This is a genomic window from Mesorhizobium sp. B4-1-4 (genome assembly GCF_006439395.2).
In the GTDB taxonomy this organism is placed as follows: domain Bacteria; phylum Pseudomonadota; class Alphaproteobacteria; order Rhizobiales; family Rhizobiaceae; genus Mesorhizobium.
In genome coordinates, this window is sequence record NZ_CP083950.1 from 6,092,659 (window position 1) to 6,105,085 (window position 12,427).

Consider the following 12,427-nt stretch of genomic DNA (forward strand, 5'->3'; position numbering starts at 1 on the left):
TTCATTTCTCCAGTAGTGGCTGCATGTGACAGCCTGTTGCTTATGCGCCGGCTTACTGCCGGCGCTTGAGAGAGTTAGATCTGCAGGGCGGTGGCGATGATTTGCAGCCCGTGCTCGACTTGACTCCGTTCGAGCGGCGAGCTCAGAGACAGTCGCACTGCGTTCGGCACGGGCGTGTCATCCACCGCAAACAGCTCCGCCGGGCGAACCGCCACGCCCTTATGCTTGAGTGACGCCGTGAGCTGATGGCGGTCCTTGGCTGGAGAAAGGCGCAGCCACACGTGCATCGCGCCTGGCTTGGACACGAGGTCCGCTTCCGACAAGACCGAGGAGGCGAGCTCTTCCCGTTTCGAACTTTCGTGGCGGATTGCCGTGCAGATCTCCTCGGCGGTGCCGTCGATGATCCAGCGTGTCGCGATGGCAGTCGTGAGTGGATTGGGCGCCCAGAAGGAGAGCCTGCTGGCAGGTCCCATGACCTGTTGTGTGTCCGCTAACGAAGGGCCGACGATGTAGGCGAGGCGCAAACCTTGTGCGATGCACTTGGTGAGACCCATCACATACCAAGTGATGTCCGGGGCTATCGAAGCGATGGGCGCCGGTGCGTCTGGATGGTGCCGTCCCAGCGCATCGTCCTCGATAATTGCTAGGCCATAATGCCGAGCGATCGCGGCGATCTGGCGGCGACGCATCTCGGGCATGACCGCCGTGGTCGGATTTTGATCGGTGGGATTGCAATAAAGAGCCTTCGGACGAAGATCGCGGCACGCGGTCTCGAACGCATCAGGGATGATGCCGTCATCGTCGATCGGAAGCCCCCTTATCTTGACATGCGCGCGCCTGGCAACTTCTCGAACCGCTCCCCACGAGAGGGCTTCGGTGAGCAACAGGCCATTTTGGCCGACGAGCGCCTCCAGTAGGAGCAGCATGGCACTTTGCGTGCCATTCGTAATGGTCATCCTGTCGGCCAAGACCTTGTCGCCAAGCCTTGGGGCCAACCATTTGAGCCCGGCCTCGCGATCAAATTGCCGGCCGCCCGAAACAGACGTTCGCACATGCATGTCAAGGTTCGGATCACTGGCCAGATCCGATAAGCTGGAGCACAGTCTCGCCCGGAAAATGGGAGGCATTGGAGGTATCGAGCGCGTAAAATCGGCAACAATGGTAGTGTGTGCCTTCTGGGCTGCTTGTTCGGGCATCAATGCTGTTCCGGATTGCGATGTTGGATGGGCAGCGAAGTTCATCTAACTACCCCGTGAGTGAGACCCTCGATGAGCCATCGCCGGGCGGCCTGAAAGGCAACTGCAGAGGCGCAACGACGCGTGTCGCCGTTGGTCGCGAGTAGGATCGCATGAAGCGCCCCAGCACCGACCAACGACAGGAACTTGGTCGTGCGTAATGCAAGCGTTTGCCGAAGACCCGCGACTGCATCAGCGCCGGGGCAAGAACAATGACCGGCAAGACCATCGCAACCGCGGCTCCGTACCATGGCGCCATCGCGCGCCTTCGACAGCGTGCTGTCCGCCTGCTCGCCGCCGGTCAGAACGTTTCCGTCATCGGCGGCTTCAAGGCCGTCGGGGCTCTTCAGCAGAGCGGTTTGGCCGCATCTTGACGGCCCAGAGGGGGTGACGAACTCGTTTAGCGACAGGTCTTCGCGTCTTTGCGTGGAGCCAAAGCTATTGGAAACGTGAGAGAATTCTACCTCGCGCATGAAAAACATCTTTCGCCATTCGTTCTAGACTGCTATACACAATCGTGGCGTTGGTACCAGTCAACTATGAACGGGATGTGACAGAGAACTGCGTTGGTCGCGAAGGAGACTTGGATGGCGGGGACGGGAATGGCGCTGTGGCGCCAGATCGGCGAGACACTGGCAAAAGAGATTGAACGCGGAGATCTGCTCGCCGATCAGCGATTGCCGTCCAGTGAAGTGCTAGGGGCACGCTTCGGCGTCAATCGACATACCGTGCTCAAGGCGATTGGGCATCTTCAGGCGGAAGGCAAGGTGCGGATCGAACGAGGCCGCGGCGCTTATGCCGTGGTCAATCCGCTTCAATACAACGTCGGACCTCACCAGCTGTTCGAGCAGAACCTTATCGGGCACAACCTCGTGCCGTCGCGCACGGTCCTGTCAGCGGTGGAATGTTACGCTCCTGGCGAAGTCGCAGATGCACTTCAGCTACCGAAAGGCCAGCAAGTGCTTTTGGTCACCATCCTTGGACAGGGCAGCGGTGCGCCTCTCAACTACGGCAATCACTATATCGCAAGCTCTCGCCTCCCGGGGATCGAAGGCCTGTTTGGCGCCCTGAAGGGCAAAGCAAGTCAGCAGTTCTCGTTCCTATCGCTCTTTGAGCAATGCGGCGTCAGTGAATACCGCCGAAAGGACGTTCGCATCCGCTCTCGCATGCCTTCCAACGACGAGGCCCGCTACCTCAATATTCCTGTGGTCGAATATGTTCTGACCACCCTCGTTGTCGGCGTTGGCCCCGGGGAGGTTCCCTTGACCTACGCGGAAACGAGCTTCGCAAGCAGTCGCGTCGAACTGAAAATCGGGTTCTGATCAGGAGCCGATAGGACCGGATTAGAAATCTCTTTCAAGGGCGAGGCGTATGGGACCTTCGGAGGCGGAGAACCGTGCCAAGAGCATCAAGTGAATTGGGTGGGCCCCAGCGGTAAGCAGGACTAGGCGACCTGGGATCGCTTGGCGCTACGCCCGGCAGAGTGGACGTGGCCAAAGAAAGACCCCGGTCACCAGATCGGACGGCGTCGTACTCGTTTCAACCCCGCCGTTTCGCGTTTCTCCTATTTCTTCTTAACTGGCGATTTAGCAACCGACGCCCTGGCGGCTGCCAACGACGCACGTGGCGCCCGTTTCGGTTTCGCTTCCACGGCTGGCTCCGCCGGCTTCCGTCCCAATCCAGCTGCTTTCGCCAAGGCAGAGCGGGCAGCAGCGTAGTTCGGCGCTACCATTGGATAATCGGCAGGTAGATTCCACTTCTGCCGATACTCATCCGGGCGGAGGTTATAGTGGACATTGAGATGACGCTTCAAGGACTTGAACTTCTTGCCGTCCTCAAGGCAGATGATGTAGTCCGGCGTGACCGATTTTTTGATCGAAACCGCAGGCTCTTGCTTGGCCACAAGTTCCGCCACTGGCGTGCCAGTCCGTTGCAGGGCAGCATGGATATCGCCGATCAGCTTTGGCAATTCTGGAACGGGCACCGGGTTGTTTGACACATATGCAGAAACTATGTCAGCGGCGAGTGAGACTAGGTCGGCCTTGTCGTGCTGTTCATTGGATGGGGTCATGTTTCTTTCCTTTTCCATTACGTCCCATTCGTGCAGTTTGTGCAGCTATATTGTCGAGAGGGTTTTTGCAATGGACCGCGATGCCGAAGGACCAAACGCCCGCTTCGCATCTCACCTTCGCCCTAGAGACCAGCTTGCCGTGCCAGCCCGACAGGGCGTGAAGCGACCGCTTCTGGCCCGGAATGGGATACTCTGAAGCAGCCACTTGCTGCATGAGTGCTGGTCGGTAAGCATAAACACTCTAAGCAATCGCGCCTGCTTGCTTAGGCCATAGGATTCGTGAATATGGCTGCTGGGGTTGCGTAGGGGATTACCATGCATCGCATGTGCAGTGTGGGCGTTGCTGCGTTGTTGGCAGCTGTTTGTTTGCCGGCTGTGAGCCCGGCATCGTCGCTTTCCGAGTTTATCCAAATCATCCAAAACGGCCAGCAAATGGCGCGGTCGACGGCTTTAACGCCGCCGCAGCCCAATGCACTTTGGCTCGTTGTCTCGAGCAGGCCGACAGAAGGAGAGGCAATCGCTCTTGCACAATCCTACGCCCCAACCCTGGGACCGACTCTCGTCGCTCATAGTCGAAACGGCGTGTTTGCTGTCGTCGCTGGAACCCTTTTTCGGGACAAGGCGAAAGCGAACTTAGCGGCGCTTAAAGCACTACACATCATCCCTCAGGACTCGTTTCTCTCCCGCGGGGAGGGCTTGGATGGATTGGTCTGGATGTCCTATGACAGGGGAGCCTCGTTCGACTTCGCCACCCAACCCAATTATCTGAGAGCTGTCCAGAGACTGCAGGCGGCGATGACCAGGCTTGGCCTCTATGCCGGCCCCGTCGATGGCCTGATTGGTCCAACGACGGTGAAATCCTTCAGATCCTATCTCGCGCGTTTCGACCTGCCGCCTGGCGATCTCCTCACGGACTACACCCTCGCCGAGATCGAACGTAACGCCGGCGACGGCTTCCGAAACGACCAGGAACGAAACGCTGCCCAAGCTCTCGGCTACGCAGATGCCCAGAGCTTCAACGATGCAACCTCCGGCGGGTTCACGTCAGCAAGAGCCTTCGCCGAGGCGAAACAGATGGGCTTCACGACGCAACGCGACTACGAGGCCGCCGCGACCGGCGGCTTTCGCAGCCGCGACGAATATCAACGTGCGCAATCGGGCGGTTTCACCACAGCCAAGGAATATCAGGTAGCGGTCGAGCTGGGCATTCAAACCAAAACGGAATTTGTCTCTTATCGCGCGTCAGGGTTCTCCGATCCCAGCGAATTCCGAGCAGCGAAGCAGAAGGGCTTCGCTGACAAGGCTTCTTATGACAAATCGGAGGCCCGAAACCTGAAGACTGCGAGAGTTGCTGCGGCAATGCTGCTCTCGGATGCCGGGACGTTCTTGAAGTTGAACCCTCAGACCCCGAACCTCGTCGAAATCGCAGGCCAGGCCGCTGCGCTGAACGCTCAGGTCCAGGCCGATTCCACCGATGCCCTGAACAGTTCGGCGCTCAGGCTGACCAACCTGCTCATGGCCGTGCCTGGCTACGCCGATTTTTCAGCATCGAGGACCAAGGAGCGGGAGCAGGAGGTCGAAAAAAAGAAGGTTGAGATCTTTGCCGAGTTGCAAGCCGATAGACTGGCGCTCAAACGCTGGATGAGCAGCCATCTGACGTCGGCCAAACTTCCTGAGGTTGTTCAGGAGGTGAAATCGCTCGACGGAATTTCCGATACGAATGACCTGGACTCGTTGACGGAGGCCAAAGAGGGCGTGCGAGCGATGATTGCCCGGCAGGCCTTGGCCGACGAACTGGCCGCCAGCAAGGCTGCCGACAGTCAGGCTGGAGGCAGCACCAGCCAGGAGAGCGCCAGCGCGCCTTATGCGGTCACCGAATTGAACAAGGCACTCCTTCGGGGTGCATTGGACGACGTGATCGTTCTCTACAACGCTGGCCCCCGGGCGCCGTCAATTCTCCGCACAATATCTGGCCAGTTCTCGCTGACGAAGAATCAGGCATGGTTCTGTCTACTTGGGCTGGACCGGACACCTGCCTTGGACAGTGCGCTGCTCAGGGCCATCGCCCCTCTGGGAGGCAAGGCCATAGATATCAGTTCGGAATGCGGGGCCGGCGACCTCGACCGTGCCGATCTCTTCTTCGTCCAGCGGAAGACGTTTCTTGAGGCCGCGCCAACGCTCCAGGCAGCCTATCTCGAGGCTATGCAGGCCAAAACCATCCGCGTATTCGATCCTATCAGCTTCGAAGACATCAAGGCCCGCATGGATTCCGACCAGGCTTTGACGTTGAAGATCGCTCAAGAGATCTCATCTGGAACGCGCGAGGGATATGGCGGCATCCTGTTGGCGAACACATCGAACCAGATCTGCAGCGTCGTTGGCGATGATGCTGAAGTTCATGTGACGACCATCAACAAGATAGCCGATTTCGCCGCCGTATCGGGAAGAAACGTGTCGTATCCTTCCATTGACAAGGCTTACGAGGACGTGCGGCACGAGCAATGCCGAGTGCTCTACGCGTCGGCCACCAACCTGAAGGCTGCGTCAGAAGCGCTGGCACGCGATGGCGTACAGTTCGCTTTCGCTCCGGTGTGGTTCGACAAGGGTGACGCCGCCAGCGCGGCTGCCAAATTGGATGCCGTCAAGCAGGATGAGATCAAAGCAGCGGAGGCCAAGCGTGTGGCCGCCGACGAGGAGAAGAAAATTGCGGCTCAGCGCGATGAGGACGAGAGGAACTCGAAGACAGCCCGCCAGGCAGATCTGCGTCAGAAGAACGGGCCAGCCGCGACCGCCCTTCTGAATATCTTCTCGGACGGACTAAAGCGAACCGTTTTGGGCACGGCAGATAAGGCTAACACGTCATCTGGGATCAACGTGGAAAGCCTGTTCCCCGAGTTCGCCAAGTGGAATGAAGGTCTCTCGCGCGAGGACTGGAAAGCCACGAACCTGAACTCGGAGGTCCAGGACTACGGCACCGTCACTTGGAAAGCGCGAAAGTTGGACGGAATCATCGTTAGGACAACGGTGAAAATGGCAAGTGCGGAACGTGGGCAATACAAAGATGAGTGCTTCTTGTTTGGCGCCGTCGTCGACAATGAATTCCAGATGCTACGCGATCCATATGAGTCAAAGTGCGACAACGACATGTCTGCTCACTGGGCACTCGGCCACGAACTCAAAAGTCTTTGGCTCGCCGATTAAACTCTGGGTGGCCTGTCCTTGGAAATTCGTGGTGCGCTATATATAGCTCGCGGCTTGCATCCAAATTTCCACGGCGCAGATAGTCGCGAGTACGAGCCTGCTGTCATCAACTCGCGATAAAGCTGCTATGCCGTCAAGGCAGCCATAGATTGCTCAGCTATCTGCATCGGGAGCAGCCATTTGCCAAACTTGCTCGTTGTGGGTAGCGTTTCCCCCAACCTGCCGATACAACGCTGCACCCAGCAACGCGCGATCGACATCGTGAGCCTACGCGGGAGCAATTGGCTGGCGCAGTACGCGTTTCCGCACGCATCGGTCGCCGGGAAAGAAAAGTGTCAGTTGAACTGCGTCATCTTCGGGCCTTTATTGCAGTCGCGACAGAAGGAAATTTCCGGCGCGCCTCAGAGCGACTTCATATCGCCCAACCGGCGCTCAGCCGAACAATCCGGGATCTCGAGCAACTGCTGGAGGTTCAGCTTTTCGAACGCACGACACGCTCTGTGACATTGACAGCTGCCGGGCGGGCTTTCCTCCCCGAGGTGAGCGACTTGCTAGAACATGTCACAGCTGCCATTCGCGTCGCGCGTCGGGTTGAAGAAGGCGATCTCGGCAATTTGTCAGTCGGCTTCAACGATTTCGCCATAAATGACTCCTTGCCAAAGATAATCCGCGACTTTCGCTCGCGCCACCCAGGCGTCGAAATCGAGCTTCGTTCGATGAGTTCGCCCGATATGGCCGATGCTCTGCGCAAGCGTCGTTTGGATATTGGCTTCCTGTCTGGCGAGCATCTGCTCGCAGGTCTGCAATATGAAGTGTTGCGCCGGGAGCGGCTGATCTGTCTTTTGCCGAGCGGCCACGCGCTTGCTGGATCGAGGACCATCGATCTTACCGCCTTGGCCGCCGAACCGTTCGTGCTCGGAGCGACCGGGTCGTGGGACACATTTATAGACGTGGTCGATGCCTTCTGCATGTCGGGCGGTTTTCGCCCGCGCGTCGTTCAGGAAGCGGCGAATTCCGACGGCATCGTCAATCTGGTGGCCGCCGGCATGGGGATTTCGATATATGTGGACGCGGCTTGGCTCAAGGTTCGGGAAGATGTGGTCGTACGGCCGTTTCGCCAAGAACCTCCACCAGTCGCCAGCGTCGCTGCATGGCATCCCGATCTTAAATCTAAAGCACTTCAGAACTTCATTGCTGTCGCACGCGAGACATTGTCGTGAATGCACAAGATCCGCCTGCTTCGCCGGATTGAGGCCTTGGCGGCATCAATCATCGAACAATCGGTATTAGAAACTTCCTTATTCTTCCACTAACGTCGATCTAACCGGTGCCGAGAACACCGGAAGCAGCTTCGAGTGAAATGGGAGATTTCGATGATATTGCCACGTGCATTCAGAGTTTCGGCCAGTGCCTTTGTGCTTGGGCTCGGCTTGGCGGTGGGTGTCGCCCACGCGGGAAATACAAAAACATTCCGCATGATGTCCGGCGAGCCGCGCTTCATGGATCCCAATCTGGCGACTGACTTCTCCATTTTCGTCAATGCGCAACTCTTCGAGCCATTGGCACGCTTAGACGACAAGGGAAATCTGGTGCTTCGTCAAGCCAAGAGCATCGAACTTGGCCGTGATGGCAGGACTTGGACCATTACTCTCAATCCCGCCTACAAATGGTCGAATGGCGACGTAGTCACCGCTCAGGATTGGGTTTACTCCTGGAAGCGTATTCTCGATCCCAAGATGGCTAGCGAAGTCGCTCCCTTCCTCAGCGATGTCGAAAATGCTGAAGCCTACAATAAAGGTAAAATCGCTGATCCCGACGCCGTCGGCATCAAGGCGACTGGCGAATTTACTTTCCAAGTCACGACAGCAGTTGTGGCCCCCTATTTTCGCGCCAAGCTTGCGTTACCGTATCTGACCCCGGTCCCGAAAGCTGTTGTTGAGAAGGCGGGCGACAAGTGGATTGCGCCTGAGAACATGCTCTCCAACGGCCCATATAAGCTGGTGAGCCGCATCAACGATCAGTCGATCACGATGGAAGCCAATCCATACTACGCAGGTCAGAAGCCGCAGATCGAAAAGATCGAGATAACGGTCGCTTCGGACGATCTGTGCACGGCGCAGTTGCGAGCATTCGAAACCAGCGAAATCGACTTTGCTTCTTGCATTCCTTCCCAAGACATACCGCGCGTTAAGGCCGACGCTGAGCTTTCCAAGCAATTGGTGCCGTACGCCATCCCAGGCACCATCTGGGCACAGTACGACCTCACCCGCGCCCCCTGGAATGACAAGAGAGTTCGGCAAGCACTAAGTTTGGCCGTCGACCGCAAGGCGATCGTTGCTGCGGTCAGCGACGATACCGCCAATCCAACCGCCACACTCCTGCCTGCCTCGATCGCCGGCAGTAACGCCGCGGATGCGTTGAAAGGATCAGTGGATGACGCGAAGAAGCTGCTTGCCGAGGCCGGGTTCCCGGACGGCAAGGGCTTCCCTCAATTCACCATCACTGCTTCGGCCAATCGTGGCCAGCCGCTGATCGCCCAACTCCTTCAGCAGATGTGGCAGGACAATCTCGGGGTGACCGCCACGATCAATGTCCTTGAGGAGAACGCTTACCGCTCCTGGGTCAAGTCACGAAAAACCGAACCCTATGACGTCATGATCAACCAGTGGTACTCGGACTATTCCGATCCGGCGAATTGGTTCGGGGAGCTCATCGTCGGCGACTATCGCAACAACCATTTCACATCGCCCGAATTCGCCGATCTGGTCGCGAAAGGAAATGTCGAGACCGATCCAACCAAGCGGGTCGAGATATTCCACGCCGCCAACAAAATCCTGGAAGACGCGGCACCTATGATCCCTCTCTACAATCCGACCGACCTGTGGCTGATCATGCCAAACGTCAAGAACCTCCAGCACGAGGGCGTTCTGGATTTATACCATATTGGTGAAGCCAACATCGATTAGAACCGTGCGGAGTGGGGTGGATAAATGCTGGCCTATATTGCAAAGCGTATATTGGCGGCGGTGCCAACGCTGCTTCTCGTCTATACGATGGTATTTCTCATCGCGCACGTGACCCCGGGGTCGCCTTGGGACGTGGGCTCCAACAGGCCGATGGAGCCGTCGGTCAAGGAGGCGCTTGACGCAAAGTTCCAGCTCGATCAGCCGCTCTACGTTCAGTATGTGGACTATCTCTCCGGCGCGCTCCAAGGCGATTTTGGCCCGTCCTACCGCGATCAGTCGCGATCAGTCGCCGATATAATCACGACGTTCCTGCCAGTCTCGCTAAAGCTCGGCGCCGCTGCATTGCTGCTTGCGATCATCATAGGATTGCCCCTTGGCACTCTCGCTGCGCTGACGACGCACAGATACATCGATATGGCGATCCGGATGTTAAGTACGCTAGGAACATCGATGCCGACTTACGTCGTCACGTCGGTCCTGATCGTCACCTTCAGCGTGGGGCTGGGCTGGCTACCGACTTTCGGTTTCAAAGGCATCTTCAGCGCTTCGGCCATTATCCCTGTGCTTTCGCTAGCGCTGGCTCCAATGGCCGCAATCATCCGCTATTTTCGCACCAGTATGCGCGAAGTTATGCACATGGACTTCGTCCAGACAGCGCGCGCCAAAGGCATTAGACCCATTCACGTGATCGTCCGTCACATGGGGCGTAACGCGCTGATCCCGATCGTGACAGTCGTTGGAGCTTATGCCTCCTACGTGCTGGTCGGATCGTTTTTCGTGGAATCGATCGCCGGCATCCCAGGTTTCGGGCGCTACTTTGTCCTCGCAGTGTCGGCGCGAGACTATCCAGTGATCATCGGCACGACTCTCGTCTACGCGGTCTTCGTCATCGTCTTCAACCTTATCGTGGACGTGAGCTATTTCTTGCTCGATCCGCGGGTGCGTGTGGATCAAGCAGGATGACAATTGTGGCGGACTCTTCTGATGCACAGCGGCCGCGGTCGACGCGCGTGCTTCTATGGCAATCATTAGCGGGCGAGTGCCGGCAAAGCCCCGCTTTGGCGCTTGGTCTGACATTCCTGGCGCTTGTTGCCCTTTTGGCCTTGGCCGCGCCACTCTTGCCCCATGATGCCTACAAGCAAGACGTGCTGCATCGCAATGCTTTGCCGTCCTTGGCTCACTGGCAGGGCACGGACGAGCTTGGCCGCGACATGGTTTCGCGGCTGGCTGTCGGCGCTCGGGTGTCATTGGTTGTCGCGGTCGTCTCAACGCTGATCGCCGTCTCCCTTGGAGTAATGGTCGGAACGATTTCAGCCTATGCGGGCGGCCGAACCGACACGTTGGTCATGCGATTCGTTGACAGCATGTACGCCTTTCCCGACATGCTCTTTGCTATCCTGATCGCCTCGCTGGTGAAGGGGCAACTCAGTGGCCAGGTAACCGGCGTGCTGGAACCGCTGGCCGCCCTCTATCGGCTGTCAGGTGGATTGCTTGGGGTTCTCCTGACGCTCAGTCTTACTTCCTGGCTTACGACGGCGCGCCTGGTACGCTCGCAAGTCATGGGTCTGAAGCATAGTGAATACGTGCTGTCTGCCCGGCTGTCCGGAGCAAGCCACTGGCGGATCATCCGGACGCATATCCTGCCAAACTGTCTGCCCGTGATTCTGGTGTCGGCGAGCTTCGTCGTGCCAAATGCAATTCTTTTGGAGGCAGGTCTGAGCTTCCTTGGTGTCGGCGTCGACCCACCGACGCCGAGTTGGGGCACTATGATCGCGACAGGCGTGAAGTCGATCCAGGCCTATCCTCATCTGCTGTTGATGCCGGCATTGGCCATCGGATCCACGCTGCTCGCCATGAATGTTGGCGGCGACGCTTTGCGCGACAGGTTCGATCCCGCTCTCCGCGGCCATGGGAGTGTCTGATGGCAACCCTTCTCAAAATCCACGACCTGCGTGTCTCGTTCTCCATCGGAACCAAACTCTTTGGCAGAGGCAGAAACGTCCGCGCCGTGGACGGCATTGACCTCGACGTTACGTCCGGCGAGACACTGGCCATCGTCGGCGAGAGCGGCTGCGGCAAGACCACTCTCGGCCGCACAATCGCGATGTTGCAGCGGCCGAGTTCCGGCTCGGTTGAATTCATGGGTGTGCGGCTCGAACGGCTGAAGTCCAAAGCATTGCGGAATGCCCGCCGAAGCATGCAGATGATTTTCCAAGATCCCAATGCCAGCCTTGATCCTCGCCAGTGCGTTGAGGCGATCGTAACGGAGCCCCTACTGATCGCCGGTGTGAGCACTGCCTTGCGCAAACAACGCGCAGCGGAGCTTCTCGATCTGGTCGGTTTGGGCGCAGAAGCCGGCATGCGTCTGCCGCGCGCCTTCAGCGGCGGCCAACGTCAGCGCATCGGTATCGCTCGCGCATTGGCCGCCTCGCCCAAGTTGATTATCTGCGACGAGCCACTAAGCGCGCTTGATGTGTCTATCCAGGCGCAGATCGTGAACCTGCTGCTCGAATTGCAGCGCCGGTTCGGCCTCACCTACATCTTCATTTCGCACGATTTGGCGGTCGTGCGGCAAATGGCGACCCGAATTGCCGTCATGTATCTCGGCACCGTCGTGGAACTTGCTGATGCGGAGCGGCTGTTTGCTGCACCGCGTCATCCCTATACCATGGCACTTTTGTCCGCCGTCCCCACGCTCGAGGGTCCGGAGCACTCCGCTATGGAGCCCCTGTTGACGTCGGGCGATCCTCCTTCGCCGCTCAACATGCCTGACGGCTGTCGCTTCCATCCACGATGCTGGCTGCGCAGCAAACTCGGCAATCCCGCGATCTGTACGAGCCATGAACCCCGCCTGGTCGCGACAGACACCCACCAGGCAGCGTGCCATTTCGCAGACGATACCGCATCTCATGCCGCAGCGCCGCTCCCAGTCGCGGCAGAAGCCTTCTAGGAAC

Annotated in this window: 10 protein-coding genes; 8 read left to right on the top strand and 2 right to left on the bottom strand. The window is 58.2% G+C overall.

Going from position 1 to position 12,427, the window contains the following annotated elements; translation table 11 throughout:
- Positions 1-74 precede the first annotated feature (74 nt).
- Positions 75-1,241 carry a PLP-dependent aminotransferase family protein gene (locus tag FJW03_RS29145; RefSeq protein WP_140766211.1) on the bottom strand — a complete coding sequence of 389 codons (1,167 nt, stop codon included), beginning with the start codon at positions 1,239-1,241 and terminating at the stop codon, positions 75-77.
- 206 nt (positions 1,242-1,447) lie between these two features.
- On the opposite strand from FJW03_RS29145, the gene FJW03_RS29150 reads away from it, so the two are divergent.
- Both FJW03_RS29150 and phnF read left to right on the top strand, forming a co-directional pair.
- The gene (locus FJW03_RS29150) at positions 1,448-1,609 is read left to right on the top strand and encodes a hypothetical protein (RefSeq protein ID WP_181173313.1); all 162 of its coding nucleotides are present in this window, start codon (positions 1,448-1,450) and stop codon (positions 1,607-1,609) included.
- Between the two features lie 213 nt (positions 1,610-1,822).
- Positions 1,823-2,557: a phosphonate metabolism transcriptional regulator PhnF gene (gene phnF, locus FJW03_RS29155; RefSeq protein WP_140766210.1), complete on the top strand. Its 735-nt coding sequence runs from the start codon at positions 1,823-1,825 to the stop codon at positions 2,555-2,557.
- Between the two features lie 242 nt (positions 2,558-2,799).
- Here phnF and FJW03_RS29160 read toward each other — a convergent pair whose 3' ends face one another.
- Entirely contained in the window at positions 2,800-3,306 is a 507-nt protein-coding gene (locus tag FJW03_RS29160; RefSeq protein WP_140766209.1) for a MucR family transcriptional regulator, read from the bottom strand.
- Positions 3,307-3,621: 315 nt separating this feature from the next.
- Between FJW03_RS29160 and FJW03_RS29165 the strand changes: the two genes are divergently transcribed.
- The 6 genes from FJW03_RS29165 to FJW03_RS29190 all read left to right on the top strand — a co-directional run bounded on the left by FJW03_RS29165 (position 3,622) and on the right by FJW03_RS29190 (position 12,423).
- Positions 3,622-6,507 (top strand): peptidoglycan-binding domain-containing protein, encoded by a 2,886-nt coding sequence (locus FJW03_RS29165; protein WP_140766208.1) that lies wholly within the window; start codon positions 3,622-3,624, stop codon positions 6,505-6,507.
- Positions 6,508-6,839: 332 nt separating this feature from the next.
- A complete protein-coding gene (locus FJW03_RS29170) occupies positions 6,840-7,727 on the top strand; it encodes a LysR family transcriptional regulator (protein ID WP_140766207.1) in 888 nt (295 codons plus the stop codon).
- A 153-nt stretch (positions 7,728-7,880) separates the two neighbouring features.
- Complete coding sequence (locus FJW03_RS29175; protein ID WP_140766206.1) at positions 7,881-9,473, top strand: peptide ABC transporter substrate-binding protein; 1,593 nt, start codon at positions 7,881-7,883, stop codon at positions 9,471-9,473.
- A 24-nt stretch (positions 9,474-9,497) separates the two neighbouring features.
- Positions 9,498-10,436, top strand: a complete 939-nt coding sequence (locus FJW03_RS29180; protein ID WP_140766205.1) for an ABC transporter permease — start codon at positions 9,498-9,500, stop codon at positions 10,434-10,436.
- Positions 10,433-11,395: an ABC transporter permease gene (locus FJW03_RS29185; RefSeq protein ID WP_140766204.1), complete on the top strand. Its 963-nt coding sequence runs from the start codon at positions 10,433-10,435 to the stop codon at positions 11,393-11,395. The genes FJW03_RS29180 and FJW03_RS29185 overlap by 4 nt, the downstream gene beginning before the upstream one ends.
- Entirely contained in the window at positions 11,395-12,423 is a 1,029-nt protein-coding gene (locus FJW03_RS29190; protein WP_140766203.1) for an ABC transporter ATP-binding protein, read from the top strand. Before FJW03_RS29185 ends, FJW03_RS29190 begins: the two co-directional genes overlap by 1 nt.
- Positions 12,424-12,427 lie beyond the last annotated feature (4 nt).

Excerpts from the sequence above, each read along its gene's own strand:
- FJW03_RS29145 (WP_140766211.1), bottom strand. The coding sequence starts at position 1,241 with ATGAACTTCGCTGCCCATCCAACATCGCAATCCGGAACAGCATTGATG.
- FJW03_RS29150 (WP_181173313.1), top strand. The coding sequence starts at position 1,448 with ATGACCGGCAAGACCATCGCAACCGCGGCTCCGTACCATGGCGCCATC.
- phnF (WP_140766210.1), top strand. The coding sequence starts at position 1,823 with ATGGCGGGGACGGGAATGGCGCTGTGGCGCCAGATCGGCGAGACACTG.
- FJW03_RS29160 (WP_140766209.1), bottom strand. The coding sequence starts at position 3,306 with ATGACCCCATCCAATGAACAGCACGACAAGGCCGACCTAGTCTCACTC.
- FJW03_RS29165 (WP_140766208.1), top strand. The coding sequence starts at position 3,622 with ATGCATCGCATGTGCAGTGTGGGCGTTGCTGCGTTGTTGGCAGCTGTT.
- FJW03_RS29175 (WP_140766206.1), top strand. The coding sequence starts at position 7,881 with ATGATATTGCCACGTGCATTCAGAGTTTCGGCCAGTGCCTTTGTGCTT.
- FJW03_RS29180 (WP_140766205.1), top strand. The coding sequence starts at position 9,498 with ATGCTGGCCTATATTGCAAAGCGTATATTGGCGGCGGTGCCAACGCTG.
- FJW03_RS29185 (WP_140766204.1), top strand. The coding sequence starts at position 10,433 with ATGACAATTGTGGCGGACTCTTCTGATGCACAGCGGCCGCGGTCGACG.
- FJW03_RS29190 (WP_140766203.1), top strand. The coding sequence starts at position 11,395 with ATGGCAACCCTTCTCAAAATCCACGACCTGCGTGTCTCGTTCTCCATC.